Annotated in this window: 24 protein-coding genes, 1 tRNA gene and 1 pseudogene; 15 read left to right on the top strand and 11 right to left on the bottom strand. The window is 63.4% G+C overall.

Annotated elements, in window-relative coordinates:
* Positions 1-178 precede the first annotated feature (178 nt).
* Positions 179-1,753 (bottom strand): alkaline phosphatase D family protein, encoded by a 1,575-nt coding sequence (locus NKH12_RS24505; RefSeq protein ID WP_352955517.1) that lies wholly within the window; start codon positions 1,751-1,753, stop codon positions 179-181.
* 278 nt (positions 1,754-2,031) lie between these two features.
* Complete coding sequence (locus NKH12_RS24500) at positions 2,032-3,315, bottom strand: MFS transporter (protein WP_352955516.1); 1,284 nt, start codon at positions 3,313-3,315, stop codon at positions 2,032-2,034.
* 81 nt (positions 3,316-3,396) lie between these two features.
* On the opposite strand from NKH12_RS24500, the gene NKH12_RS24495 reads away from it, so the two are divergent.
* Positions 3,397-3,996 (top strand): TetR/AcrR family transcriptional regulator, encoded by a 600-nt coding sequence (locus NKH12_RS24495; RefSeq protein WP_352955515.1) that lies wholly within the window; start codon positions 3,397-3,399, stop codon positions 3,994-3,996.
* A 45-nt stretch (positions 3,997-4,041) separates the two neighbouring features.
* A pseudogene (locus tag NKH12_RS24490) lies at positions 4,042-4,634 on the top strand (hypothetical protein).
* A gap of 248 nt (positions 4,635-4,882) precedes the next feature.
* Here NKH12_RS24490 and ppa read toward each other — a convergent pair.
* The 6 genes from ppa to NKH12_RS24460 form a co-directional block, all read right to left on the bottom strand.
* Positions 4,883-5,416 carry an inorganic diphosphatase gene (ppa, locus tag NKH12_RS24485; RefSeq protein WP_023800478.1) on the bottom strand — a complete coding sequence of 178 codons (534 nt, stop codon included), beginning with the start codon at positions 5,414-5,416 and terminating at the stop codon, positions 4,883-4,885.
* 115 nt (positions 5,417-5,531) lie between these two features.
* Entirely contained in the window at positions 5,532-6,038 is a 507-nt protein-coding gene (locus tag NKH12_RS24480; protein WP_352955514.1) for a GNAT family N-acetyltransferase, read from the bottom strand.
* 117 nt (positions 6,039-6,155) lie between these two features.
* Positions 6,156-6,794, bottom strand: a complete 639-nt coding sequence (locus NKH12_RS24475; protein ID WP_352955513.1) for a TPM domain-containing protein — start codon at positions 6,792-6,794, stop codon at positions 6,156-6,158.
* A gap of 8 nt (positions 6,795-6,802) precedes the next feature.
* Positions 6,803-7,687 carry a TPM domain-containing protein gene (locus tag NKH12_RS24470; RefSeq protein WP_352955512.1) on the bottom strand — a complete coding sequence of 295 codons (885 nt, stop codon included), beginning with the start codon at positions 7,685-7,687 and terminating at the stop codon, positions 6,803-6,805.
* A gap of 4 nt (positions 7,688-7,691) precedes the next feature.
* Positions 7,692-8,516, bottom strand: a complete 825-nt coding sequence (locus NKH12_RS24465) for a TPM domain-containing protein (RefSeq protein WP_352955511.1) — start codon at positions 8,514-8,516, stop codon at positions 7,692-7,694.
* Positions 8,517-8,716: 200 nt separating this feature from the next.
* Positions 8,717-9,355 carry a LemA family protein gene (locus tag NKH12_RS24460; protein ID WP_352955510.1) on the bottom strand — a complete coding sequence of 213 codons (639 nt, stop codon included), beginning with the start codon at positions 9,353-9,355 and terminating at the stop codon, positions 8,717-8,719.
* A gap of 163 nt (positions 9,356-9,518) precedes the next feature.
* Here NKH12_RS24460 and NKH12_RS24455 point away from each other — a divergent pair, with 163 nt between their 5' ends.
* The 6 genes from NKH12_RS24455 (at position 9,519) to NKH12_RS24430 (ending at position 15,404) form a co-directional block, all read left to right on the top strand.
* Positions 9,519-9,761: a hypothetical protein gene (locus NKH12_RS24455; protein ID WP_352955509.1), complete on the top strand. Its 243-nt coding sequence runs from the start codon at positions 9,519-9,521 to the stop codon at positions 9,759-9,761.
* A gap of 7 nt (positions 9,762-9,768) precedes the next feature.
* Entirely contained in the window at positions 9,769-10,653 is an 885-nt protein-coding gene (gene pdxY / locus NKH12_RS24450) for a pyridoxal kinase PdxY (protein ID WP_352955508.1), read from the top strand.
* On the top strand, positions 10,650-11,426 hold the full coding sequence (locus NKH12_RS24445) for a DUF429 domain-containing protein (protein WP_352955507.1): 777 nt from the start codon (positions 10,650-10,652) through the stop codon (positions 11,424-11,426). Before pdxY ends, NKH12_RS24445 begins: the two co-directional genes overlap by 4 nt.
* A 156-nt stretch (positions 11,427-11,582) precedes the next feature.
* Positions 11,583-12,227 carry a carbonic anhydrase gene (locus NKH12_RS24440; RefSeq protein ID WP_352955506.1) on the top strand — a complete coding sequence of 215 codons (645 nt, stop codon included), beginning with the start codon at positions 11,583-11,585 and terminating at the stop codon, positions 12,225-12,227.
* 9 nt (positions 12,228-12,236) lie between these two features.
* A complete protein-coding gene (locus tag NKH12_RS24435) occupies positions 12,237-12,647 on the top strand; it encodes a nuclear transport factor 2 family protein (protein ID WP_352955505.1) in 411 nt (136 codons plus the stop codon).
* 702 nt (positions 12,648-13,349) lie between these two features.
* The gene (locus NKH12_RS24430) at positions 13,350-15,404 is read left to right on the top strand and encodes a M3 family metallopeptidase (RefSeq protein WP_352955519.1); all 2,055 of its coding nucleotides are present in this window, start codon (positions 13,350-13,352) and stop codon (positions 15,402-15,404) included.
* Between the two features lie 70 nt (positions 15,405-15,474).
* Here NKH12_RS24430 and NKH12_RS24425 read toward each other — a convergent pair whose 3' ends face one another.
* Both NKH12_RS24425 and NKH12_RS24420 read right to left on the bottom strand, forming a co-directional pair.
* Positions 15,475-15,789 (bottom strand): DUF167 family protein, encoded by a 315-nt coding sequence (locus NKH12_RS24425; RefSeq protein WP_352955504.1) that lies wholly within the window; start codon positions 15,787-15,789, stop codon positions 15,475-15,477.
* A 10-nt stretch (positions 15,790-15,799) separates the two neighbouring features.
* Complete coding sequence (locus NKH12_RS24420) at positions 15,800-16,090, bottom strand: YggT family protein (RefSeq protein ID WP_023800489.1); 291 nt, start codon at positions 16,088-16,090, stop codon at positions 15,800-15,802.
* Positions 16,091-16,252: 162 nt separating this feature from the next.
* Between NKH12_RS24420 and NKH12_RS24415 the strand changes: the two genes are divergently transcribed.
* Together NKH12_RS24415 and NKH12_RS24410 are read left to right on the top strand one after the other, a co-directional pair.
* A tRNA-Ala gene (locus NKH12_RS24415) sits at positions 16,253-16,328 on the top strand.
* 269 nt (positions 16,329-16,597) lie between these two features.
* Complete coding sequence (locus tag NKH12_RS24410) at positions 16,598-18,664, top strand: coiled-coil domain-containing protein (RefSeq protein ID WP_352955503.1); 2,067 nt, start codon at positions 16,598-16,600, stop codon at positions 18,662-18,664.
* Between the two features lie 769 nt (positions 18,665-19,433).
* Here NKH12_RS24410 and NKH12_RS24405 read toward each other — a convergent pair.
* Positions 19,434-19,676: a hypothetical protein gene (locus NKH12_RS24405; RefSeq protein ID WP_352955520.1), complete on the bottom strand. Its 243-nt coding sequence runs from the start codon at positions 19,674-19,676 to the stop codon at positions 19,434-19,436.
* A 20-nt stretch (positions 19,677-19,696) separates the two neighbouring features.
* Here NKH12_RS24405 and NKH12_RS24400 point away from each other — a divergent pair, with 20 nt between their 5' ends.
* From NKH12_RS24400 to NKH12_RS24380, 5 genes are all read left to right on the top strand, one after another.
* On the top strand, positions 19,697-20,479 hold the full coding sequence (locus NKH12_RS24400; RefSeq protein WP_352955502.1) for an SDR family oxidoreductase: 783 nt from the start codon (positions 19,697-19,699) through the stop codon (positions 20,477-20,479).
* 290 nt (positions 20,480-20,769) lie between these two features.
* On the top strand, positions 20,770-21,684 hold the full coding sequence (locus NKH12_RS24395; RefSeq protein WP_352955501.1) for a sugar phosphate isomerase/epimerase family protein: 915 nt from the start codon (positions 20,770-20,772) through the stop codon (positions 21,682-21,684).
* A 45-nt stretch (positions 21,685-21,729) separates the two neighbouring features.
* Complete coding sequence (locus NKH12_RS24390) at positions 21,730-22,764, top strand: ABC transporter substrate-binding protein (protein WP_352955500.1); 1,035 nt, start codon at positions 21,730-21,732, stop codon at positions 22,762-22,764.
* A gap of 351 nt (positions 22,765-23,115) precedes the next feature.
* Positions 23,116-24,654 carry a sugar ABC transporter ATP-binding protein gene (locus tag NKH12_RS24385; protein ID WP_352955518.1) on the top strand — a complete coding sequence of 513 codons (1,539 nt, stop codon included), beginning with the start codon at positions 23,116-23,118 and terminating at the stop codon, positions 24,652-24,654.
* The gene (locus NKH12_RS24380) at positions 24,651-25,622 is read left to right on the top strand and encodes an ABC transporter permease (protein ID WP_352955499.1); all 972 of its coding nucleotides are present in this window, start codon (positions 24,651-24,653) and stop codon (positions 25,620-25,622) included. Before NKH12_RS24385 ends, NKH12_RS24380 begins: the two co-directional genes overlap by 4 nt.
* Positions 25,623-25,792: the final 170 nt, after the last annotated feature.

Below are 25,792 nucleotides of genomic sequence, written 5' to 3'. Positions count from 1 at the left end.
CCGCCACCGGTCAATCCAAGCCGACCAAAAGACCGAGCCTCTCCCAATCAGATGGCCTTCATATATGAATAACTTTCCCCGGACAGCCCTGCGTTTACGGGGAGAAATGCCCGGCAGGGCAATGAGGGGCAGCGCGACGCTGCTGGCCCTGTCACCCAGCCTTGATGACCCGATCCCCTCACGCCGAATGCACCGGATCGAGCGTCACCTTGTAGAGTTCATTGTCGTCGCGATCCATCAGCCGCACCGACATCTGTTCAGTGGCGCCGTCGATGTCGACGAGGCCGAAGAACTGCAGGCCGGCCGACGGTGGCAGGTTCTGCCCCTGCTCGGCGGTTGGCGCCTTGATGAATTTCAGCTCCGGGCCGAAGGTCATGTCGAAATTATTGGGTCCATAAGTGCCGGCATGGAGCGGACCCGAGACGAATTCCCAGAACGGATTGAAGTCCTGGAACTGCGCCTTATCAGGATTGTAGTAGTGCGCCGCCGTGTAGTGGACGTCGGCGGTCAGCCAGACGGTGTTGGTGATGCCAGCATTCTTTATATAGCGAAGGAGGTCGGCAATCTCCAGCTCGCGGCCTTTGGCCGGACCAAGGTCGCCATTGCTGATGGCTTCGGCGCCGGCCTTCTTGGTGGCATCGTTCCAGACGACGAGACCGAGCGGCATGTCGGCGGCGATGACTTTCCAGGTCGCGTTGGACATTGCCAGTTCGCGCTTCAGCCACTTCGTCTGCTGTTCGCCGAGAATGCGCGATTGCGGCGTCACCGTATCCTGCATGCCAGGGCCGTTGGAGCCGCGATAGGAACGCATGTCGAGGAAGAACATTTCGAGCAGCGGCCCGTAGGCGATCTTGCGATAGACGCGGCCGGGTTCCGATGGCTCGTAGCGGATCGTCGTCATCTCGTGGAAGGCGCGTGCCGCGCGTGCCGCCAGCACGTGGATGTTTTTTTCCGAGTAGCGGTCGTCGGCGCTCAGGTCCTTCGAATCCGACCAGTTGTTCACCACCTCATGGTCGTCCCACTGGTAGAACGTCGGGCAGATGGCGTTGAGCCCCAGCACGTTCTTGTCCATCATGTTGTACTTCCACTGGCCGCGGTACTCGTCCAGCGTCTCGGCAACCTTGCGCTTTTCGTCGATGAGGACGTTGTTCTTCCACTTGTTGCCACCGGGCAGGTCGACCTCGTCCTTCATCGGGCCGTCGGCATAGATGGTGTCGCCGGAATGCAGGAAGAAGTCGGGCGTATGCTTGCCGATCGTGGCATAGGTCTTCATGCCGGTGTCGTCGATGCCCCAGCCCTGGCCGGCGGTATCGCCCGACCAGGCGAAGCGAATGTCGCGCTTCGAGGCCGGCGCCGTGCGGAAGCGGCCGATGATCGGCTCGGAGACGGCGTTGATGTCGGCGAGATCGGCCGCGATCATGCGGTAGAAGATGTCCTGGTCGGAGGCGAGATCGGTGAGCAGCCGCTTTACCGTGTAATCGCTGGCCGGCGACGTATCGAGCGGCGCAAAACGGACGGCGTTGGCGAAATCTTCCGTCGACGACACTTCGAACATCACGCGCGAAGGGCGATCGGTGCGGGTCCACACCACGCCGCTGGTTGCGTCGACATCGCCCGACTGGATGCCATGGGTGAACGCGGGCCGCTGATTGGCGCGCGAATAATAGGGAAGCGCGAGGCCCGATACGCCGACGAGGCCGGCGGCGCTCACGGACGTGACGAAGGCGCGCCGGGTCATCGAAATCTTGTTCATGGCTGTGTCCTGGATGGCGTTGAACGTCGCCGCCAAGGTCCAGCCTCAATGTTTCAGGCACATCTCGAAACCATGAAGGTTTTCTGACGATCAACAGGCAGGCGAATCTCCCCCCTTGAGGGGGAGATGGCCGGCAGGCCAGAGGGGGGTCGTCTCGCGTGGAGCGCCAACCTCCTGCGCCTGCGATAAGGGGCCCCGCCCGGTCGGAGCGACCCCCGCTGGCCGCTTCGCGGCCATCTCCCCCTCAAGGGGGGAGATTAGCGCTCAGCCGTCACAGCTCAAGCCGCCTGCGGTTCCGGCTCGAAGGCCGGACGGCTGGTGTTGATCAACAGCGAGATGCAGGCTGCGGCTATCGCCGTCATGCCGGCGATGAGGAAGGCAAGCTCGTAATTGCCCTGCAATTCGCGCATGGTGCCGCCGAAGAAGGCGGCCGCCGCCGCACCCACCTGATGGCCGGCGACGATCCAGCCGAAGACGATCGGGCCGCTGCGGTCGCCGAACGCCTCGTTCGACAGCCTGAGCGTCGGCGGCACGGTGGCGATCCAGTCCAATCCGTAGAGCACGGCGAAGATGATCAGGCTGGTTGACGAAAAGCCGGAATAAGGCAGATAGATCAGCGACAGGCCGCGGATGCCATAATAGACGCCGAGCAGCTTGCGCGGGTCGAAGCGGTCGGTGAGCCAGCCCGACAGCGTCGTGCCGATCAGATCGAAGATGCCCATCAGCGACAGCAGGCCGGCAGCTTGCACCTGGCCGATGCCCATGTCGCCGCAAAACGCGATCAGGTGCGTGCCGACCAGTCCATTGGTGGTGAAGCCGCAGATGAAGAAGGTGGCAAACAGATACCAGAACACCCGGGTGCCGGCGGCACGGCGCAGCGTGGCGAGCGTATGCGTGAGGAAGTTGCCCTGCGAGGCCGGCGGAACCGGCGGCACATCGTCGGCGTCAGCGCCGTAGCGCACCATGCCGATCGAGGACGGACGCTCCGGCACCAGCAGATAGACCAGCGGCACCAGGAAGGCGGTGGCCACCGCAATGGCGATGGCGACCGGCTTCCAGCCGCCCGACTGGGCGAGCGCGGCGAGCAGCGGCAGGAACACCAGCAGGCCGGTGGCGGCGGAGGCCGACATCAGTCCCATCACCAGTCCGCGATTGGTCTTGAACCAGCGGTTTACGATGGTGGCGCCAAGCACCGTGGCGACCGCGCCGGAACCGACACCCGAAAACACGCCCCAGGTGAGAAGCAGGTGCCACGGCTCCGTCATCAACAGGCTGAGCGCCGTCGAGCTCGACATCAGCACCAGCGACGCCAGCAGCGTGCGGCGCAGCCCGATCCGTTCCATCAGTGCAGCGGCAAACGGCCCGGTCAGGCCATAGAGGAAGATGCCGATGGCCGCGGCGAGCGAAACGACATCGCGCCGCCAGCCGAAACTCTCCTCCAGCGGCAGCATCATGACGGCCGGGGCCGACCGCAGGCCCGCCGCGATCAGCAGGCACAGGAAAATGACGGCGACCACGACGAAAGCGTAGCGCTGGCCAAGCGGACGGGATTGAGCTATCATGTTACTGACCGGTACGTTGCGATGCACCGAGGTATACGTACCGATCGGTAACATTGTCAAGCAGGCAACGGCACGTCCTAGATGAAAAGAATTGAACCAACGATCAAAGCGGATGAGCCGCCACGCGCCGGCGAAAAAATCCTTCGCGTTGCCCGCGACCTGTTCTACCGGCAAGGCATCAGGGCGATCGGCGTCGATGAGATCGTACGGCGTGCCGGTGTCACCAAGCCTAGCCTCTATCGCAGCTTCCCTTCCAAGGACGAATTGGCCGCGTCCTATCTCCGGCAATACGACCTGGAGTTCTGGGCCCGCTTCGACGAGGCGGTGGCTGCCCATCCCGGCGATCCGCGCGCGCAGATCGCTGCCTTTCTGACCCGCATCGGCAAGCGCACGCAAAAGCCAGACTATCGCGGCTGCGGCATGACCAATGCGGCCGTCGAATATCCAGAGCACGGCCACCCGGCCCGCCTCGTGAGTGAGGCCAACAAGCAGGAATTGCGACGACGCCTGCGCGCCATGGCGGCGGCAATGGGTGCCGGCGACGCCGATACGCTGGGCGACGGGCTGCTGCTCCTGATCGAGGGCGCCTATATCAGCGGCCAGCTGTTCGGTGCCGGCGGACCGGCGAAGTCTGTGGCCCGGAACGCCGACCTGCTGATCGAAGCGAGCTTGAAGAAATAGCGTTTCACGATACCTTGCGGCGGCCCCGAAACGGAGTTGTCCGCGATGCGTAGCCTTTTGATGATGCCGCTTGCCCTCTCCGGCCTCTGCCAGGCGGTCCTGGCCGGCGACATTCCAGCGCCTACACCGATCTTGACTGGAAGCAGGACTGCGTGAACTACGCGCAGGCGGAAGAAGGCGAAGGCGACTGGGCCAGTCTCGCCTGTTCGGGCTATCGCGGCTACCCGGTACTGATCTCCTACGACGATGCCCGGGAATCGCTGTTCTACGGTTTTCCCTCCAGCGACATGACCGCGGTCTGGGAAAGTTTCATCGCCTTCAATTCGGCTGCACCCAAACTCGAGTGGCGCATCGAGACGAACGGCGATCTTGCCGTCCCCTTCGCGGTCATCCACCGTCGCTCGATCAGCAATCCCGAGGGGGAGAACAAACCGACCGACGTGCTGATTGTCGCCAAGGTGGCCCAGCCGGAAACCTATGAGGGCTGCACCGTCGGCCTGGTGCTGGCCACCGGCAACCCCAGCGCCAACGACGAGGCCCGCAAGCTCGCCGACGAGAAGGCGCGCACCTTTGCCTGCGGCAAGGACAAGCGCGTGGTGATCGGCAACACGCCTGATTTCGGCCGCGTCGATAACTGACTTCGTCATCCCTGGGCGGAGCGACGCGAAGCGGAGCGCAGACCCTGGGATCCATTCCGTGACATCAACCGAAGTGCGCAGCGGACCAGAATTCTGCACCGTTGCGGCGCTTTGACGTCACGGCATGGATCCAGGGGTCTGCGCTGCGTCGCTACGCTCCTTGCTCCGCCCCAGGATGACGAAGCTGAGGGGCTTCGGCCAACCTCAACTGGTTGCGACAGCCCATTCGTCAACTTCAGGAGTATCGGCTACTTGCTTGCCTTGGCCCGTTCGATCGCCTCGACGATCATCTTCTTGGCGTAGGCGGCGTCGTGCCAGCCCTCGATCTTGACCCATTTGCCGGGTTCGAGATCCTTGTAGTGCTCGAAGAAGTGCTGCACCTGCTGGCGGGTGATGTCGGGCAGGTGCGTGTATTCGGTGACGTTCTCGTAGCGCAGCGTCAGCTTGGGCGAAGGCACCGCGATGATCTTTTCGTCCAGACCGGAATTGTCCTCCATCACCAGCACGCCGATCGGCCGCACATTGATGACGCAGCCCGGCACCAGCGCGCGCGTGTTGCAGACCAGCACGTCGATCGGATCGCCGTCACCTGACAGCGTATGCGGCACGAAGCCGTAATTGCCGGGATAGCGCATCGAGGTGTGCAGGAAGCGATCGACGAACAGCGTGCCGGCCTCCTTGTCCATCTCGTACTTGATCGGCTCGCCGCCGATGGGCACCTCGATGATGACGTTGATGTCCTCCGGCGGGTTCTTTCCGATGGCAATGGCTTCGATACGCATGGCTTTTTGTCCCTCTTTCGATTGGAGACCGATAGCGGGCAGCGGCGCATGGTGCAATGCGGCGAATGGTACTGAAGGACAGATGAAGGATGGTAGCGACAAGAGTGTCGAGCCGTCACTCCCAGACGAAGGCGACCTTCTTCAGAGCCTTCTGCTCGAAGATCTCGACGCCCTCGGCGATATCGCGGCCACCGGCGCCGGCATAGAAGGTGAGCGCGTTCTGATTGTCTTCCAGCGCCCACACCACCATGCCTTTTAGGCCATGATCCGCCAGTCGCGCCCGTGCGGCCGAGAATAGCCGGCTGCCCAGTCCGATGCCCTGATATTCCGGGCGCACGTAAAGTTCATAGATCTCGCCCTGCTGCTTGAGCTCGCGGGCGCGGTTCTTGCCGATCGTGGCGTAGCCGGCGACCTTGCCGCCGATCTCGACGACCAGGACGGTGGCGGCACGACGGATGGCGTTCGCCCACCAGTCGGCACCGCGGCGGTTGATCATCGATGTCAGTGTGCGATGCGGGATGATGCCGGAGTAGGCGCCGCGCCAGGCCAGCAGGTGCACGTCGGCGATGGCGCTTGCGTCGCGCGGCTCGGCTTTCCTGATGTCGATACTCAGCGTCTTCATGATTGGTTAACCATAAACCCGCATCGCCCGATTGCAAGAGTCCGGTCAGCGGCTCCCAAGCTTTCGCACAGACGATGGACGTGCCGTTGAGTGCTGAAGGAAGCCGTTCGTAACGACTCAGATTTCGACCAGATGGTCGTCCAGCTCGTTGGCGTCGCCGGTAGAAACCGGGAAATGCTCGGCCAGCACCGCACCCGTCGCTTCGATCGCCTTGATGAAGCCGTCGGCGAGACGATCGTCGCGGGCATGCGCGGTAAGGTCGCGGACGACGCCGTCCCAGACATCCTGGCCGACACGGCTGTCGATGCCGCTGTCGGCGATCACTTCGGCGTAGTGCTCGGCAATCGAAACGAAGACCAGCACGCCGGTGCGCGCCGTGGTGCGGTGGACGTTGCGGGCGAGGAACTGCTTTATCGCATTGGCGTGCGCTGCCTGGTAGCGCAGCCGCCTCGGCACCAGGTGGATGCGCAAGCCGGGCAACGCCCACAACAGGGCAAGCACCGAGGCCATCGCCAGAAGCTGGGCGATGACGAAGTGCGGAACGCGGATCGACAGCCACCACGCTTCCAGCCCGTAACTGACGGCGAGGCTGACGATGAGCATGGCCAGCGTCGCCATAAAGGCCGCCGGAAAGAAATAGCCGTCGCTGGCATAGGCCACCACGCAGTAGATTTCGCCGTCAGTCTTTGTCTCGGCGGCGCGGATCGCTTTGGCGATGCGGTCATGATCCCCGGGGCTGATCGGTCGTGTTGCCATGTTGTGTCTCACCAGCTTCCTGAAGAACCGCCACCACCGGACGAGCCGCCGCCACCCGAAAAACCGCCACCACCACCGCCCGACGACCAGCCGCCACTGGAGCGGCCCGACGACCAACCTCTGCCCGTGCCGGTTGTCCAGACGCCGCCCGAGGACGCGGAACCCGATCTTTGGCCATAGCGAAACGTCATGCCCAGCCATTTATACACGCCCGGCGACAGCTTTGTGCCGAAGACCGGCGGCAGGAACGCCATCGCCAGGCCACCTAAAAACAGCGTCGCCCATACGATGATGAACAGCGCGATGATGGGATCGATGGAACTGTCATCGGCCGGATTGCGCTTACCGCGCGCTTCCAGCTCTTCCGGATTGCCTTCGAGCACCATGACCATGTCGTCGACGGCCTTGGCTATGCCGCCGGAGAAGTCGTCGGCGCGGAAGGCCGGCACCATGTCGTTTTCAATGATCAGCTTGGTGTGCAGGTCGGTCAGCGTGCCTTCCAGCCCGTAGCCGACCTCGATGCGCATCTTGCGGTCGTTGTTGGCGACCAGCAAAAGCACGCCATTGTCCTCGCCGGCCTGGCCGAGCTTCCAGGCGCGGAACAGCCGGTTGGCGTAGGGCTCGATCTCCTCGCCGTCGAGGCTCTCGATTGTCGCGACGACGATCTGGTCAGAGCTCTTGGCCTCGAAATCCGCAAGCTTCCCGGTCAGCGCCGCCTCGGTCGCGGCGTCGATGAGACCGGCATTGTCGACGACCCGCCCGGTCAGGACAGGCAGTTCGGCCGCAAGAGCGGTGAAACCGACATGCAGCAGCACCGCCAAGGCAACCAAGGCAGCGCCGATTGTCGCGGCAAAACGGCTGGAAGCTGGTGAACTGATGGCGCGTCTTGTCATGTCGTCACCAGCTTCCCGAGGAGCCGCCGCCACCGGACGAGCCACCGCCGCCGGAAAAGCCGCCACCGCCTGAGGACCAGCCTCCCCCGCCGGAACTTCCCGACCAACTGCTGGAAGATCGCCGGCTCGGCTCGAAGGTCATGCCCAGCCAGCGATAGCGGCCAGGACCGATCTTCCGGCCGAAGATCGGCGGCAGGATGGAGGCGGCGATGCTGCCGAAGAAGATGATCGCCCAAATGCTTATGAAGATCGCAAAGAACAGATCGTCGGTGTTGAATGGCGGCTGCTGGCTGCGTTCGCCGCGCGCTTCCAGTTCTTCCGGATTGCCTTCCAGCACCATGAACATGTCGTCGACGGCCTTGGCTATGCCGCCTGAGAAGTCGCCGGCGCGGAAGGCCGGCACCATGTCGTTTTCGATGATCAGCCTGGTGTACAGGTCGGTCAGCGTGCCTTCCAGCCCATAGCCGACCTCGATGCGCATCTTGCGATCGTTGTTGGCGACCAGCAAAAGCACGCCATTGTCCTCGCCGGCCTGGCCGAGCTTCCAGGCGCGGAACAGCCGGTTGGCGTAGGGCTCGATCTCCTCGCCGTCGAGGCTAGGAACCGTCGCGACGACGATCTGGTCCGAGCTCTTGGCTTCGAAATCGGCAAGCTTCCGGGTCAGCGTCGCCTCGGTCGCGGCATCGATGATACCGGAATTATCGACAACCCGCCCGGTCAGAACAGGCAGTTCGGCGGCGAGAGCGGTGAGGGGAAGGAAGAGGCTAAGGCTAAGGCAAAGCAGGGCTAGAACAACCGGCAGGAATGCAAGGCTGGCGTTCCTTCCCACCCCCCTCTGTCCTGCCGGACATCTCCCCCGCAAGGGGGGAGATCGACTATCGCATTGGCTTTCGCCAATTTCGAATGTTCCAGGAACGGACGGAACGCAGAAGCTGCCAATCTCCCCCCTTGCGGGGGAGATGTCCGGCAGGACAGAGGGGGGTGGGACGGAGTACAAGGCCAACGGGGATCAGACCCGCTAAGCGCCGATCACCCGCCCTGCTGCGTGCCGAAATCGACCTTCGGCGTCTGCATCTTGTCTTCCTCGATGGTGAAGTTGGCGAACGGCTGATTGCCGCGGAACCACAGGGTCGCCCAAATCACCGATGGGAAGGTCTTGAGCGTCAGATTGTACTCCTGCACCGCCTGGATATAGTCGCGCCGGGCGACCGCGATGCGGTTCTCGGTGCCTTCGAGCTGCGCCTGCAGCGCCAGAAAATTCTGGTTGGCCTTGAGGTCCGGATAATTCTCCACCACTGCCAGCAACCGCGACAGCGCGCTGGTCAGGCCGGCTTGACTGTCCTGGAATCTCTTGACGGCTTCCGGGTTGCTCAGCGTTTCCGGCGTCACCGTCACTTGCGTCGCTTTGGCGCGCGCCTCGACCACGGCATCGAGCGTATCCTTCTCGTGCGCGGCATAGCCCTTGACCGTCTCGACCAGGTTGGGGATGAGATCGGCGCGGCGTTGGTACTGGTTCAGCACCTGGCTCCATGCGGCCTTGGCGTTTTCCTCCGCCGTCGGGATGGTGTTGTAGCCACAGCCGGCAAGCAGCGGCAGCCCGATCGCCATCATCAGCAAGGCAGGCAGATTGCGGAAGAAGAAAGGGGAGGAAAGACGCTGAGCAAGCATGGAAAGATCCCTCAATATGACTGGCAGCCGAAGCAGTACCACAATCCGCGTGCAAGAACATGACCTCCGCCTGGGAGCCTTGCTGGTTCTTTATCATTCACTGCCAGGCCCTGTAATTGGCCGGGCGAACAGGTTAAAGTCGCCGCGAAAACAGGGCATCGCCATGGCGGAACGCCAGGACAGTGACGACGAATCGCGCCGCATCATCGAGCGCGTGGCACGTGAAACCGACCCGGCCTCGTTCATGGCGCGGACCGCGAAGGGCGCGCGCGATCACGTCGCTGCTGCAGACGCCGACCAGTCGGACCCGATCGAATATTGGGGCACGCGCATTGGCCGCGCGCTGGGGTTCGTTATCGCCATTGGCCTGTTGATCTGGCTCGTGGTTTTCGTCAGCCAAAGTTAGGAACCTCGTGAGCACCGAAGAACACGACGCGCCGCGCGCGGTCATCGTCATTTCCAGCCATGTTGCGCGCGGTTCGGTCGGCAACCGCGCCGCGGTCTTTGCGCTGGAGACGCTGGGCTTTCCGGTGTGGGCGGTGCCGACCGTCATCCTGCCCTGGCATCCGGGCCATGGACGGGCGACGCGCATCGTGCCGCCGCTCGATCAATTCAGGGCGCTGCTGGCCGAGATCGCGCGCGCGCCAGGGCTGGGCGAGGTCGGCGCGGTGCGGTCCGGCTACCTCGGCGACGGCGGCCAGGCCGACGCCGTCGCCTCGCTGGTCGGCGCGGTCAAGGCGAAGACGCCGGACGCCGTCTATATCTGCGACCCGGTGATGGGCGATTCGGGCGGGCTCTATGTGCCGGAGACCACCGCCATTGCCATGCGCGACCGGCTGATGCCGATCGCCGACATCGCCACGCCAAACCGCTACGAGCTGGAATGGACGGCGGGAGCGCCGCTGCCCGATCTCAAGGCGGTGATGGCGGCCGCCCTTGATGCCGGGCCGTCGACCATGCTGGTCACGTCGGCGCCGGCGATGATGGCCGGCGGCACCGGCAATCTGCTGCTCAACGGCAACCAGGCGCTGCTCGCCGAACATCGCCTCATCGAAAAGCCGCCCAATGGGCTCGGCGACCTGACGGCGGCCGTCTATCTGGCACGCATCCTGTCCGGCCAGTCGGCGATCAAGGCACTGCAGTCGACCACGGCGGCGGTCTACGAGATCCTGGCGCGCACCGCCAAGCGCGGCGGCGACGAATTGCAGCTCGAAACCGACGCGCAGAGCCTGTCGCACCCGATGGCGATCGTGCAGCTTCGCCATCTCCTGCATCCGGGGCGGGACAAAAGAGCGTGACTGTTGTCGGTGTCGACGGTTGCAGGGCCGGCTGGATCGCCGTTCGCCGCGATCCCGGTTCGACACCTCGTAACCCCGGCGCTGCACCCTCGGCAGCCGTTTTTCCAAGCTTCGCAGCACTGCTCGACGCATTGCCGGTCGATGCGACAGTCGCCGTCGACATGCCGATCGGCCTGCCCGATCTTTCGCAACAGGGCGGCCGTGGGCCCGAAGCGCTGGTGCGGCCGCTGCTTGGTAGCAGGCAATCCAGCGTCTTCGCCATCCCCTCGCGTGCGGCGCTTTACGCGCATACGGATGGCTTCACCTCGATCGAAGCCTGGTATGCCGCGCATCGCCAGGCAAGCGAAGTGGCGAAGGCGACCTCCGATCCGCCGCGCGGCATCTCGATCCAGGCCTTCGGCATCTTTGCCAAGATCCGCGAGATCGATGCCGTGCTGATCGCGCGTCCCGAACTGCGCAGCCGCGTCTTCGAATCGCATCCGGAGGTCGCCTTCTGCCGGCTGAACGGCAATCGGGCGATGTGCTTGCCGAAGAAGATCAAGGGCGCCGTCAACCCGGCTGGCATGGCGGAACGCAAGGCGCTGCTTTGCCGGCACGGTTATATCAGGGGCTTTCTCGACCGGACGCCGCCGCGAGGCGCTGCCGCCGACGACTTTCTCGACGCCGCAGTGATGATGCTGATCGCCGGCCGCATCGCCAGCGGCGAGGCAAAGCCGTTTCCGGATCCGCCGCTCGCCGACCGTTTTGGCATCCCTGTCGCCATTTGGGCATGACAATCTGGCTTGCAAGGACATTGGCCCTCCGAGCCCAGCATGCCTGTTGCAACCAACCATCTGCGATTCAGCATTGCTCGCGACCGGCTTTTGCCGCTAGAGCCTTCCTGACTTAAAGAGCTGCCGCCTAACCCGGAAAGGCTCCAGACGCCGCTTATGCCTCATCTCCCCGATCACCTTCTCGCCGGCTATCGCAATTTCATGAGCGGCCGCTATCTCGCCGAAAGCGGACGCTATCGCTCGCTAGCTCGCGAGGGCCAGTCCCCCGAAACGATGATCATTGCCTGCTGCGACTCCCGCGCGGCTCCCGAGGCGATCTTCGACGCTGGGCCCGGCGAACTCTTCGTGCTGCGCAATGTCGGCAATCTGGTGCCGCCCTATGCGCCCGACGACCAGTTCCACTCGACCTCGGCGGCGCTCGAGTTCGCCGTGCAGAGCCTTAAGGTCAAGAATATCGTGGTGATGGGCCACGGCCGCTGCGGCGGCATCCGCGCGGCACTCGACCCCACGGCCGCGCCCTTGTCGCCCGGCGACTTCATCGGCAAGTGGATGAGCCTGATTGCGCCGGCCGCCGAGACCGTGTCTTCCAGCACCTTCATGACGGCGACCGAGCGGCAGACCGCGCTGGAACGCATCTCGATCCGTTATTCGATCGCCAATCTCAGGACCTTCCCCTGCGTCTCGATCCTGGAAGGCAAGGGACGGCTGTCGCTGCACGGCGCCTGGTTCGACATCTCGACCGGCGAGCTCTGGGTGATGAACAAGGACACCGGTGACTTCGAGCGGCCGGAGATGACATAGGAGGATTGCATGGCATGGCGTTCGATCGGTTTGGCGGCAGCGGCGCTACTGTTTTCAGTCATATCCGCCCGCGCCGACGACGGCGCGCTCATCGGCCGCTGGTATGCGGCGCTGCTGGTCGCTGATCGCACGGAATTGTCGGATCTGCTTGCCGACGACGTCCGGATAAAACTCGACGATCTCGGCGTCGTCCAGACCAAGCAGGAATTCATCGCCTCGATCGACGACTGGAAGGGCGCTGTCGCCGGGGCTGAAATCCGGCATCGGATCGAGAAGACCGAAGGCGGCGTCACCACAGTCATCGCCTGCTATGATTTCCCCAACAACGACATGCTGATGCAGGAAACCTTCGCGATCAGCGACAACCGCATCACCGCCAGTTCGCAGGCGGCGATCGCGGAAAACTGCGACGCCTACTGACGAAATTTAGCTTGGCGTTATTTCGGGTCGGTCCACGTCACGTGGTTACGCAGGCGGGAACAACAATGCGGGCAAGGCAAGCCAATGCGTCACCGTAATTCCTGTTTCCTATCGGGACCTCTAAAACGACATAGACGAAATTATTGCTCTCGCCTCGTCCAGTTCTTTATCTAGGAGGTCAGCATCGTCGTCTAAACCGACATATGTTGTAAATACAACATCTTTCCCGTTTGATAAATACCAAGCAGACAATAATTCTCCTGCAGTCTCCGATAGTGGCCTACGCACATTATATCGTGAGACTCACGTATGGAAATACATTCCACATCTATCGAGTTGTTTTGACAAAATTCAGTCATAAATGATCTAAGATTATCCAGACTTACCTTCGGGTTTTTCCCGCTGTGATATTTTGCAATAGAGAATTGAACAGCACTGGCACCCGATGCTTTAGCTAAGGTAGGCGGCGACCCTTCAGGAAGATCGTCGGTTATGTCTGCCCATCCGGCGGGCAGATCGAAGGTGAGGCCATAGAATTTTACTCTCATTAAGGTTTCTTTGAATCGGGTGATTTGTAAGATTTGTTACGGTGTCCCATCGGATTGTCAAATGCCTTCATTGAACTAGCCGCGCCTGTTGCGCGCAACCGGCCAGCGCCTTACATCGGTGACGATCCGCCTCATCCCGCCACTCAGCGAAAGATTGCCCATGCCGTCCGCCGTCGACCTCGCCGCCCATCCGCTGACCACCTGGCAAGGGCCGCTCGGCCTGCCCGATTTCACCCGCATCGGCGACGGCGATTTTTCTCCGGTGTTCGATGCAGCACTGATGGCGCATGAGGCCGAGATCGAGGCAATTGCCGGCAATGCCGAGACGCCGACCGTTGAGAATACACTCGCGGCGCTCGAGCTTAGCGGCGAGGCGCTTGACCATGTCTCGTCGATCTTCTGGTGCCGCGCCGGCGCCCACACCAACGAGGCGATCCAGGCGCTGGAGCGCGACATCTCCCCAAAAATGTCCAGGCATTTCTCGGCGATCTCGATGAACGAGAGGCTGTTTGCCCGCATTGACGATCTCTACCAGCGCCGCGAGGCTCTGAAGCTCGATGCCGAAACGCTGCGGGTGCTGGAAAAGACCTGGAAAAATTTCGTCCGCTCCGGCGCCAAGCTCGACGCCAAGGGCAAGAAGCGGCTGGCGGCGATCAATGAGGAACTGTCGTCGCTCGGCACGACTTTCGGCCAGAACCTGCTTGCCGACGAGCGCGACTGGGCGCTGTTCCTTGACGAGGCCGATCTTGCCGGCCTGCCGGAATTCCTGAAGAGCGCGATGGCGGAGGCCGCCGAGATGCGCGGCCAGAAGGGCCGCTATGCCGTCACCCTGTCGCGCTCGATCTATGAGCCGTTCTCGACCTTCTCCGAACGCCGTGACCTGCGCGAGATCGCTTTCCGCGGCTTCACCATGCGCGGCCAGAATGGCGGCGCCACCGACAACACCGCCGTGGTGCGCGATATGCTGAAGCTCCGCGCCGAGAAGGCAAAGCTGCTCGGCTACGCTTCCTTCGCCGCGCTGAAGCTCGATGACACCATGGCGAAAACGCCGGAGGCGGTGCATATGCTGCTCGACCCGGTCTGGGAAAAAGCCTTGGAAAAGGCCGCAAGCGACCAGGCGGAATTGCAGCGGTTGGCGGCCGAGGCCGGCAGCAACGAGAAATTCGCTGCCTGGGACTGGCGCTTCTACCAGGAGAGGCTGCGCGCCGAGAAATTCGCCTTCGACGAGGCCGAGCTGAAGCCCTATCTGCAGCTCGACCGCACCATCGAAGCCTGCTTCGACGTGGCGACACGATTGTTCGGCATCACCTTCGAGGAAAAGAAAGGCATTGCCACCTGGCATCCGGAAGCACGTGTTTTCGTCGTCAGAAATGCCGACGGCAGCGAGCGCGGCCTGTTCCTGGCCGATTATTTCGCGCGGCCCTCGAAACGCTCCGGCGCCTGGATGAGCGCGCTGAAATCCGGCTACAAGCTTGGCCATGGCTCCAAGCCAGTCATCTACAACGTCATGAATTTCGCCAAACCGCCGGAAGGCGAGGCAGCACTTTTGTCGGTCGACGAAGCCAAGACCCTGTTCCACGAATTCGGTCATGCGCTGCACGGCATGCTGACCGACGTCACCTGGCCATCGGTCGCGGGCACCTCGGTCAGCCGCGATTTCGTCGAATTGCCCTCGCAGCTCTACGAGCACTGGCTGACCGTTCCGGCGGTGCTGGAAAAGCATGCGCTGCACGTGAAGACAGGCAAGCCGATGCCGAAGGCGCTGGTCGACAAGATGCTGGCGGCGCGCACCTTCGGCTCCGGCTTCGCCACGGTCGAGTTCACCGCCTCGGCGCTGGTCGACATGGCTTATCACGCCCGGCCGGATGCGCCGGAACAGCCACTTCGTTTCGAAGCCGAAACGCTTGAGAAGCTCAACATGCCAGACACCATCGCCATGCGCCACCGCACCCCGCATTTCGGCCACATCTTTGCCGGCGACGGCTATTCGGCCGGCTACTATTCCTACATGTGGTCGGAGGTGCTCGACGCCGATGCCTTCGCTGCCTTCGAGGAGACGGGCGACCCGTTCAATCCGGCGCTGGCCGAGCGGCTCAGAAAGAACATCTATGCCGCCGGCGGTTCCAAGGACCCGGAAGCGCTCTACACTGCCTTCCGCGGCAAGATGCCGTCGCCCGAAGCGATGATGGCCAAGCGCGGGCTGGTATAGAGGCCGGACCAACTGTCCGGGATTGTGCTTGCCAAATTCGCTTCAGCGATCGTTGAAGCCGACTGGCGCCTCAAGCGTTGCTGAGCGACTCGATGCCTCTCGCCAGCGCCGCCGGATCGCCGAGGATGCGCAGCGTTTTCAGCCGGGCCGTGCGGCCGGCAACGACCGAGACTGCCGACCGCGGCACTCCCAGCATCATGGCGACCAGCCGTTCGAGCGCTTGATTGGCGGCGCCGTTTTCTGGCACGGCGCGGACGCGAGCCTTCAGATGGCTTCGCCCGTCCGCAGAGATCTCGATGCCTTCGCGCCTGTCCATCGCCGCTTTCGGCGTCACCCGGACAAACAGGTCGACGCCGTCGTTACGCTGGCGAAACGGCCGGGTCATGGGACGGCCGTCAGACGACCAGCGGCGCCACCGTGGTGAGCAGGAACTGCCGGAGGAAGAACAGGATCAGAAGCAGGATTATCGGCGAAATATCGATGCCGCCGAGGTCGGGCAGGAAGCGGCGGATCGGCCGCAGCGCCGGCTCGGTCAGCCGGAAGAGCATGTTGCTGACGCTATCGACGAACTGGTTGCGCGAGTTGACGACGTTGAAGGCGTAGAGCCAGGAGAAAATCGCCGAAGCGATTATGATCCACCAATAGATGTCAAGCGCCAGGACAATGGTCTGAATAAGGGCTATCATGCCGGTCTCCAATTGTTGCCGACATGTAGCCATTGCGGGCGAAAGCGGCAAGAGCCAGCTTCCGCGGCGCGCCAGGCCGGTGGCTGGCCGTGCGGCTTTTGGGCAAAACGCCGGTCTTGACAGGAAACCGCAGCGCCCGATAAATGCGCCCATCCGCTGGACGGGGCTGTAGCTCAGCTGGGAGAGCGCGTCGTTCGCAATGACGAGGTCAGGAGTTCGATCCTCCTCAGCTCCACCAGTCGGATATGCAACCGTTTGAAAAGCAATTGCTTTTCGCTGCAGATTGTGGCGTCCCCTCTTCCACGCCCATTTCAGCTGTTCGTGCCCGCCAAAATTGGTCTTTACCGGGTCGCGAAAGGATGCCTCCCGAAAGGCAGTGGCCGAAAATTCTCTCCAGCCGCTATGCCGCTGTTCAGCGCGAAAGGCATCGTCATGGCCAGGCTGGCCAGTTGCAAGCCGGCCCTGCGCCAGGCACCTGCGAACCGACGCGTCGCTTCATCACAATGAATGGCGACGTTCGCGGGCGTGTACGGGATAATCCTTCCTTGGGCCTGTGTGCTGGAAGGCGCGAAAGGCAGCCACGGCGCAGCGAACCTTTACCGCGAAGGTGGCTGCCAGCCGGACTTTGGCAAGTGCCCGGTCCCGCTAGGTAGCGGCGATCTTGAGGAGCCTCTCATCATGAAGATCCCGTCCAGATTTGGTGCAGTCGCGGTTGCCGTCATCGTCGCCGCGGGAGTCAGCATTGCCAGCGCCGCACAACTTAAGCGTGTGCAAACGCCGCCCGGCGAGCATGAAATGGTTTTACGCCGCGAATTGGCCGCAGCACGAGCCGAGCTGGAAATCATGCAGCGCAGGGCACGTGACGCAAGCGCCCAGGCGCACGCCTTGGCAAACACGGTGGCTAAGCAGGCACAAACCCTGGAAGAGCAGCAGCAAGTGGACGAAGCGCTGGAGACGGCGCAGCGCGTTATCGAAGACTTTAGGGCCGAAGCCCTTCTCTTGGACCGCGAGAGGGCCTCCGGAGCGCAGCCCTCCATGGAAGCCTCTCAGGGTGCTGCGAAGCGAGCGCTTGATGAGGCGAGGCGCAAGGTTGAATTCCTGGAACAGGAACTCACCACGGCTCGCCAAACGATCGACGCGCTTAAGACAGGCGCAAATCTGGCAGCGGTCGAGCAGGCCAATGCCATGAAGGACCGATCGGTGACCGAGGCCGCTCTAAAGCAAGCTGGAGAAGCACTCGGACTGGAACGCGAACGAGCAGATTCAGCCGTACGCGACCTCGATATCGTTCGCAAGAAACGCGACGCTTCAAAGCAGGTCTCGGCAGAGTTGAGTGCGGCGCTGGAGCAAGAGCGCAAGAGGGCCGCCGGAGCGCAAGCCTCTCAGCTTACTGCGAAGCGAGCGCTTGATGAGGAGAGGCGCAAGGTTGAACTCCTGGAACAGGAACTCACCACGGCTCGCCAAAAGATCGACGCTCTCAAGACAGGCGCAAATCTGGCCGCGGTCGAGCAGGCCAATGCCATGAATGACCGATCGGTGGTCGAGACCGCTCTAAAGCAAGCTGGAGAAGCACTCGAACTGGAACGCGAACGAGCAGATTCGGCCGTACGCGACCTCGATATCGTTCGCAAGGAACGCGACGCTTCAAAGCAGGTCTCGGCAGAGTTGAGTGCGGCGCTGGAGCAAGAGCGCGAGAGGGCCGCCGGAGCGCAGCCCTCCATGGCAGCCTCTCAGGGTGCTGCGAAGCGAGCGCTTGATGAGGAGAGGCGCAAGGTTGAACTTTTGCAACAGGAACTCACCACGGCTCGCCAAAAGATCGACGCTCTTAAGACAGGCGCAAACCTGGCCGCGGTCGAGAAGACCAACGCCATAAAGGACCGATCGGTGGCCGAGACCGCTCTAAAGCAAGCTGGAGAAGCACTCGAACTGGAACGGGAACGAGCAGATTCCATGGAAGCCTCTCAAAGTGCTGCGAAGCGAGCGCTTGATGAGGAGAGGCGCAAGGTTGAACTCCTGGAACAGGAACTCACCACGGCTCGCCAGACCGTCGACGCTCTTAAGACAGGCGCAAAACTGGCAGCGGTCGAGCAGGCCAATGCCATGAAGGGCCGATCGGTGATCGACGCCGCTCTAAAGCAAGCTGGAAAAGCGCTCGAACTGGAACGCGAACGAGCAGATTCAGCCCTACGCGACCTCGATATCGTTCGCAAGGAACGCGACGCTTCAAAGCAGGTCTCGGCAGAGTTGCGTGCGGCGCTGGAGCAAGAGCGTGAAAAGGCTGCTGGTTTAGCCCGCAGCCTCAGTGCCGCGCGTGAGGCAATTGACGTCGTGAAGGAGAAGCGTCGCACTGCGGCTGTGGCGCGCGCGCCGAAGGCACGTACCCCCGCGAGTGGACTTGCAAATACATCGCGTTCGAGCGCCCAACCAGCCCATAAACCGCGATTGCCGAAAAAACAGAAAGTGAAGGTCCAAAAGTCACCGCATCCTGTTCTGCCGGCAACCATCGCTCTTCCCGCCGCATTGCTTCCAACGCGGCCACTGAATAACTCGACCTACGCCAGTGAAGACCAATGAGTGGAGCCTCAGAGGAGCATGACAATGAAAAGGTACGTCGCAGCCGCGTTGACGATCGGGATCGCAATCGGGCCTGCCTCGGCTCAAGACACAGGCAGCGGAGGTAATGTCGGCGGTGCCGGGGTCGGTGCTGGCGTGAGCGCCGGTTCGCAAGGCGCATCCGTCGGGGCAGGCACCAGCGTCGGCGGTGCCGGGGTCGGTGCTGGCGTGAGCGCCGGTTCGCAAGACGCATCTGTCGGGGCAGGCACGAGCGTCGGCGGTGCCGGGGTCGGTGCTGGCGTGAGCGCCGGTTCGCAAGACGCATCTGTCGGGGCAGGCACCAGCGTCGGCGGTGCGAGTGGAGCAAACGTTGGAGCTTCGGTCGGCGCAGGTGCCGCGTCCCTCGGCGCTCCCGGCAGTCCTGCCGCAGTCACGACAGCCAATGACCCAGGCAAGTCCGACGGGAAATCGACCGCCCTGCCACTCGTCCTCAGGCCTTCCCAAGCAGGTTTGGGTGACTCCACCAGGGGGTATCCCTTTGGATATCTTGGACCGCTGGTAGCGAGACCCGGTACGCCACCTGCGGTCGTGCAAGCCTGCCGCGCGGCGATCCTGTCCGCTGCGACGCCGCTTGGCGCCCTCCGTGTCCACGCGGTGAGCGCGGGTGCCTTGCGTCAGCGTCGAGGCGCCCTCAAGGCGCCGATCGCGGTGCGAATAGACTACGCAAGACCAGGCGGCATCGAAGTTCGGCAGGCGCGAGTCGGCTGTCGCCTCGACGCGGCGGGCAGGGTCACCGCAGTGAGATAGCACCAAGCCTGTCGAGCACTTTCCGCATCCGAGCAATCTGGTCGTCGAGGCGCATGGCCGGCCGGTGCACGGCGCCGATAAAGGCGTTGCGGCTGCCACCCACCATGCCGACCGGCAAGCATTCACGCATCGATCCGTCAGCAATTGCGTAAGACCATGATTTGAAAACTCCCTCCTGAAGATTGACTATCGGGAATTGGCGTTCCCTATTCTGGAAAAAATCCAAACATTGTTCCGGGAGGAGGAATGGAGCTTCAGTTGGAAGGCAAGGTGGTGCTGGTCACCGGCGCGACGCAAGGCATCGGCCGGGCGATCGCCGAGGCGCTGGCGCGTTCTGGTGCCGGCGGCCTGCTGGTCACCGGGCGCGAGCCGGCGCGTGGCAACGAAGTGGCGGCGGCACTCTCACAGGCCGGCACGCCAACTGCATTCGTCGCCGCCGATCTGGCGGATACCACGGCGCCGGCGCGGCTGGTGGAGGAATGCGTCGGCCGCTTCGGCCGTATCGACGCGCTGGTCAACGCCGCCGGCCTGACCAACCGCGCCTCGTTTCTCGATGCCGACCTCGACGATTGGGCGGCGCTGTTCGCCGTCAATGCGCGGGCGCCATTCTTTCTCATGCAGGCAGCCATCACGCAGATGCGCAAGCAAGGTCAAGGCGGCGCCATCGTCAACATCCTGTCGATCAACGCACATTGCGGCTCGCCGGAACTTGCCGTCTATTCCGCCACCAAGGGCGCGCTCGCGACGCTGACCCGCAACGCCGCCAACGCGCACCGTTTCGACCGCATCCGCGTCAACGGCATCAATGTCGGCTGGACGGACACGCCGGCCGAACGCATCATGCAGGCTGAGACACTGGGACACGGCCCGGGCTGGATCGACGCCGCCAACGCGTCGCAGCCTTTCGGGCGCCTGCTGGCGGCCGACGAAGTGGCCAACCTCGCCGTCTTCCTGCTCTCCGATGCCTCCGGGCCGATGACCGGCGCGCTGATCGACCAGGAGCAATGGGTCGTCGGGGCGAACCGGTGAAGGCTGCTTCGCACCTCCCGAAGCGTCGGCCCGGCACTGCTTAGCCGGCTTCCCCCGCCGTCCAAAACCGTCTTTACGACCGGACGGCGCCAGCCCCGCAGGAAATAGCCTGGCGGACTGGATCGCCGCAAATGGCGATTTCCGCACGGCTGTCATCGCCGCTCTCGACGGCCTGCTCGGCGACGATCCGATGGCGTTCGTCAGACAGGTTTGCGCATGGCCGGGAGCCACACGGTTGAAGCGGCCCGCACAATCGGCATAGTAGGTCGGCACGACCACGGGAGGGCAATATGAAGCTCGGACTGCTCACCGCACCGTTTGCCGATAGCCCGCTCGGCGAGGTCGCCGACTGGGCGAGTTCTGCCGGCTTCGAGGCGCTCGAGATCGCCTGCTGGCCGAAATCCTCAGGCGCGGCCCGGCGCTATGCCGGCACAAGCCATATCGACGCCGGCTCGACCTCGGCCACGCAGGCGAAGGAAATCACCGCCGCACTGGCGGAAGAGAACCTGTCGATCTCGGGCCTCGGTTTCTACCCCAATCCGCTGCATCCCGATGCCGCCCACCGCAAGGCCGTCATCGATCATTTGAAGAAGGTGATCGTGCTGGCGAGCCATATGGGCGTGCCGGTGGTCAACACCTTCTGCGGCGGCGACGCCTCAAAAACCATCGACGCCAACTGGCAAGAGGCACTCAAGGTCTGGCCTGATATAACAGCCCATGCGCGCGACAACGGCGTCAAGCTGGCTTTTGAGAACTGCCCGATGATCTTCAGCTATGACGAATGGCCGAGCGGGCACAACATCGCTTACTCGCCCTACATCTGGCGCCGCATCCTCGAGGCCTGGGGCGGCGACGTCAGCATGAATTTCGACCCGTCGCATCTGGTCTGGCAGATGATCGACCAGGCCCGGTTCATCAGGGAATTCGGCCCGTACATGCTGCATGTTCATGCCAAGGACCTGATGATCGATCCTGATGGACTTTATGAGCGCGGTATCCTCTCGGCCGGCATGGGCTGGCAGGTGCCGCGCATGCCGGGGCTTGGCGATGTCGACTGGAATGTGATCTTCTCGGGCCTCTATCGCGTCGGCTACGACGGGCCCATCATCATCGAGCACGAGGACCGGCGGTTTGAGGGGAGCGATGAAAACGTCAAGCGCGGCTTTCTGCTGGCCCGCGACGTGCTGCGCCCCTTCGTGAAATGAGCCCCTTTTCGAACTGAACTGAGATCAATGTGGAGGAAGACTGAAATGAAAAAATATCTGGCAATGGTCCCGCTGCTTGTCGGCGCGGCGTTTCTGGCTTCGGTGGGCGTCTCGTCCGCTGAAGCCAAATACACGATCGGCGTTTCCAACACCGTGCAGGGCAATGGCTGGCGCGAGGAGATGATCTGCGCCATCAAGGCGCAGGCGCTCGCGTCAGGCGAGGTCACCAAGCTCAACATCGCCCATCGCAACACCGACGCCGCCGGCCAGCTCGAGGACATCCGCAACCTGATCAGCGCCAAGGTCAACGCCATCGTCGTCAACCCGGCCGATCCCGCCGGCATCAAGTCAGCCCTCGAGGAAGCCACCAAAGCCGGCATCGTCGTCGTCGCCGTCGACCAGGCGGTCACCGAGCCCTCGGCCTACATCATCTCCAACAACCAGGAGCAGTACGCCTATCTTGGCGCCAAATGGCTGTTCCAGCAACTCGGCGGCAAGGGCGACGTCGTCTACATGCGTGGCGCCGCCGGCGCCTCGGCCGACAGCGACCGCGACAAGGGTTTTAAGAAGGCGCTTGCCGAATTCCCCGATGTGAAGGTCGTGCACGAGGTCTTCACCGGCTGGCAGCAGGATCAGGGCAAGCAGCAGATCCTCGATTTCATCACCACCGGATCGCCGTTCAACGGCATCTGGACCTCGGGCATCGACAATGTGATCGTCGATGCGCTGGTCGAGTCGCAGACGCCGCTGGTGCCGGTGGTCGGCGCCGACAATGCCGGCTTCGTCGGCCAGCTGAACTCGGTCGAGGGCCTTGTCGGCGCGGCGGTGACCAATCCCGGCTCGATCGGCGGCGCCGGCGTGACGCTGGCTCTGCAGATCCTGAACGGCAAGAAGCCGGCGGAGCAGACCGTGCTGGTCGAGCCGCAGCTCTGGGAGAACGCCACTGAAGAGGGCAAGGCCAAGCTGAAAAGCGTAGCCGATCCGTCGCTGAGCCCGGAATGGCCGGTCTCGATCTCCATCCCGGAGTGGACCACCTACACCAAGGACCAGATCATCGCCTGCAAGGGCCCGGGCGAGTAATGATCGCTTCGAGCCGGATCGCGAGGACGGCGAACTGCCGTCCTTGCATTACAACGAGTTGATAGACTGGCGCTCTACGGCGCCCCCCTCTGTCCTGCCGGACATCTCCCCCACGAGGGGGGAGATCAGCCGTCACCAAGGCTTTTGGCCAATCTTCGGCGTTGCAAGAAGAGGGCCCGCGTCAAAGCTGCCAATCTCCCTCCTTGTGGGGGAGATGTCCGGCAGGACAGAGGGGGGCGCCGTAGAGCGCAAGCAAGAGAGTTCTGTTTCTGATGCGGACAGCGTAAGTGGTTGGCGTCATAAACATTTGGACAGTTTGGACGAGAACAACACGTTTTGACAACAAACCCTCTGCAGCATAATCCCCTCCTGGACGCCACCGGCGTCGTCAAGACTTACGGCGCCGTGGTGGCGTTGCGCAACGCGTCGCTGTCGGTTCTGCCGGGTGAGGTGCACGCCCTGATGGGCGCCAATGGCGCCGGCAAATCGACGCTGGTCAAAATCCTGACCGGCGCCATCCGCGCCGATGCCGGGCATATCCTGATCCGCGGCGAAGCCCGCGACGTGCGCTCTCCCGCCGATGCGCGCCGCGCCGGGTTGCTTCCCGTCTATCAGGAACCATCGCTGATCCCCGATCTCGACGTCGCCTCCAATCTTCGCCTGACCGGCACGCCGGTCGAGCCGTTCCGCGCCTGGGTGCGCGAACTCGGCATTCCCGACCTCGACATCCGCGAAACCGCGCGCGACATTCCGCTTGCGGTGCTGCGGGTGCTCGATCTGGCGCGGGCGCTGGCGGTCGAGCCTGACGTTTTGCTGCTCGACGAGATGACCGCGGCACTGCCGGCAAACCTTGCCGAGAAGGTGCTTGAGGTCGTTCGCCGCCAGGGCGACAGCGGCCGTTCGGTGAGCTTCATTTCCCACCGCTTTGTCGAGATATCGGCGCTTTGCGACCGCGCCACGGTGCTTCGCGACGGCGAGACCGTCGGCGTCGTCGACATCGAGCCGGGCATTGAGGAGCGCATCGTCGAGATGATGCTCGGCGCCAGGATCGAAAAGACACGCGTGGCGGCGCGCCAGACGAGCCAGGCCGCTTCGCCCAGGGATAGCCGACCGCGCCTCGGCGTGGCGAACCTTCGTGTCGGCACCAAGCTCAACGACGTCTCGTTCGATCTGGCCAACGGCGAGGTCGCGGGCGTCGTCGCGCTTGAGGGGCAAGGTCAGGACGAGCTCTTCGCCGCGCTCGCCGGCTCCATCCGCCCGTCCGGCGGGACGATCGAGGTGGACGGGAAGCCGGTGAAATTCGCGCATCCGGCGGACGCGATCCGCGCCGGCATCGCCTATGTGCCCGGCGACCGCACCGAAGCTTTGACCATGCAGCGCTCGGTGCGCGAAAACATCGCGCTCCCGTTCAGCGCCGCCTTGCGCAACTGGGGCCCGATCAACATGCGGCAGGAAGGCTCCAGGGTCGTTAGTGCGATCGAGCGTCTGCAGATCGACACGCGCGCCCAGCGCGAGGTACAGCGCCTGTCCGGCGGCAACCAGCAGAAGGTGACGATCGCCCGCTGGATCGCCGCTGAAGCACAGACCATCCTCTGCTTCGACCCGACGCGCGGCATCGATGTCGGCACCAAGCAGGAGATCTACAAGCTGCTGCGCCAACTCGCCGAGCAGGGCAAGTCGGTGCTGTTCTATACATCCGAGCTCGAGGAGGTGCAGCGTGTCTGCGATCGCGTCATCGTCATCTTTGGGGGGCGCGTCGTCGATGTCTTCCCCGTCGAACTCGCCGACGAGCCGGCGCTGATGCGCGCCGCTTACGGCTTGCCGCGCGGCGCCAAGGAGGATGTCGGCATCCTTGCCGATTTCCACTCGAGCCCGGTGGCGAAACCTTGACCCGCCTCGTCCGCCGTCAGGGCTGGGTCGCCGGCCTGCTTGTCCTGTTCGTGGTCCTGTTCGTGATCACCAGGCTCATCCAGCCGGGCTATGGCAGCGGCGATTTCGGCTCGCTGGTGCGCGCGGTGCTGCCTTACGCCTTTGCCGTGGCCGCCCAGACGATTGTCGTCATCGCCGGCGGCATCGATCTTTCCGTCGGCGCCATGATGGCGCTGACCAGCGTCACCGCCGCCTCGATGATGGACGGCGCCAGCGAGGAATACGCGCTTTTCGTCGTGCCGTTCGTGCTGGCCATGGGACTGGTGCTGGGCGCCGTCAACGGCATGCTGATCGTCGTCACCCGCGTGCCCAATATCGTCGTCACGCTGGCCACCCTGTTCGTCCTGCAGGGCGCGGCGCTGCTTGTCCTCGGTGCGCCCGGCGGCGCGGTGGCCGAATGGCTGCGGGCGACCATCGTCGGCTCGGTCGCGATCCCGGGACTGCCCAGGATTTCTGCCTGGATACCGAAGGCGCTGGTGCTTTTGGTCGTCTGCCTCTGCATCATCTGGATACCCCTGAGGCGCTCGAAGCTCGGCCTGTCGATCTACGCCATCGGCAGCAGCGAGCTCGCGGCATTTCGTAGCGGCGTGCCTGTCGCGCGCACCAAGATCATCGCCTATGCCCTGTCGGGGCTTTTCGCTGCCATGGGCGGGCTGGCGCTGACCATGAGCACAGGCATCGGCGCCCCCATCCCCGGCCCCTATCTTCTTGCCAGCGTAGCGGCGGTGGTGCTCGGCGGCGTCGCCCTAGGTGGCGGCAAGGGCGGATTGCTCGGCCCGATCGTCGCGGTCTTCGTGCTACGGCTGGTACGCACCGACCTGACGCTGCTCGCCATCGATCCCAACGTCACCGCGATCATCGAAGGCGCGATCATGGTCGCGGTGGTGATGTTCGGCGCCTTCATCACCATGCGGAGCCGGCCATCATGAGCAATGGCATGGGGTTGGTTTATGGAGTCGGCGATCCTTCGCGCCCCCCTCTGTCCTGCCGGACATCTCCCCCAACGGGGGGGGAGATTGGCAGCTTCGGCGCCTCGCGCATTCTTGGAACGCTGACAATTGGCGAAAGCCGTCGCGCCGTCCAATCTCCCCCCAAGTTG

This window comes from Mesorhizobium sp. M1322 (assembly GCF_040318085.1).
In the GTDB taxonomy this organism is placed as follows: domain Bacteria; phylum Pseudomonadota; class Alphaproteobacteria; order Rhizobiales; family Rhizobiaceae; genus Mesorhizobium.
Note: the sequence above shows the minus strand (reverse complement) of the source record. Positions and strands in the feature narration are given on the sequence as shown.

Excerpts from the sequence above, each read along its gene's own strand:
- NKH12_RS24505 (WP_352955517.1), bottom strand. The coding sequence starts at position 1,753 with ATGAACAAGATTTCGATGACCCGGCGCGCCTTCGTCACGTCCGTGAGC.
- NKH12_RS24500 (WP_352955516.1), bottom strand. The coding sequence starts at position 3,315 with ATGATAGCTCAATCCCGTCCGCTTGGCCAGCGCTACGCTTTCGTCGTG.
- NKH12_RS24495 (WP_352955515.1), top strand. The coding sequence starts at position 3,397 with ATGAAAAGAATTGAACCAACGATCAAAGCGGATGAGCCGCCACGCGCC.
- ppa (WP_023800478.1), bottom strand. The coding sequence starts at position 5,416 with ATGCGTATCGAAGCCATTGCCATCGGAAAGAACCCGCCGGAGGACATC.
- NKH12_RS24480 (WP_352955514.1), bottom strand. The coding sequence starts at position 6,038 with ATGAAGACGCTGAGTATCGACATCAGGAAAGCCGAGCCGCGCGACGCA.
- NKH12_RS24475 (WP_352955513.1), bottom strand. The coding sequence starts at position 6,794 with ATGGCAACACGACCGATCAGCCCCGGGGATCATGACCGCATCGCCAAA.
- NKH12_RS24470 (WP_352955512.1), bottom strand. The coding sequence starts at position 7,687 with ATGACAAGACGCGCCATCAGTTCACCAGCTTCCAGCCGTTTTGCCGCG.
- NKH12_RS24460 (WP_352955510.1), bottom strand. The coding sequence starts at position 9,355 with ATGCTTGCTCAGCGTCTTTCCTCCCCTTTCTTCTTCCGCAATCTGCCT.
- NKH12_RS24455 (WP_352955509.1), top strand. The coding sequence starts at position 9,519 with ATGGCGGAACGCCAGGACAGTGACGACGAATCGCGCCGCATCATCGAG.
- NKH12_RS24440 (WP_352955506.1), top strand. The coding sequence starts at position 11,583 with ATGCCTCATCTCCCCGATCACCTTCTCGCCGGCTATCGCAATTTCATG.
- NKH12_RS24435 (WP_352955505.1), top strand. The coding sequence starts at position 12,237 with ATGGCATGGCGTTCGATCGGTTTGGCGGCAGCGGCGCTACTGTTTTCA.
- NKH12_RS24425 (WP_352955504.1), bottom strand. The coding sequence starts at position 15,789 with ATGACCCGGCCGTTTCGCCAGCGTAACGACGGCGTCGACCTGTTTGTC.
- NKH12_RS24420 (WP_023800489.1), bottom strand. The coding sequence starts at position 16,090 with ATGATAGCCCTTATTCAGACCATTGTCCTGGCGCTTGACATCTATTGG.
- NKH12_RS24410 (WP_352955503.1), top strand. The coding sequence starts at position 16,598 with ATGGCGACGTTCGCGGGCGTGTACGGGATAATCCTTCCTTGGGCCTGT.
- NKH12_RS24400 (WP_352955502.1), top strand. The coding sequence starts at position 19,697 with ATGGAGCTTCAGTTGGAAGGCAAGGTGGTGCTGGTCACCGGCGCGACG.
- NKH12_RS24395 (WP_352955501.1), top strand. The coding sequence starts at position 20,770 with ATGAAGCTCGGACTGCTCACCGCACCGTTTGCCGATAGCCCGCTCGGC.
- NKH12_RS24390 (WP_352955500.1), top strand. The coding sequence starts at position 21,730 with ATGAAAAAATATCTGGCAATGGTCCCGCTGCTTGTCGGCGCGGCGTTT.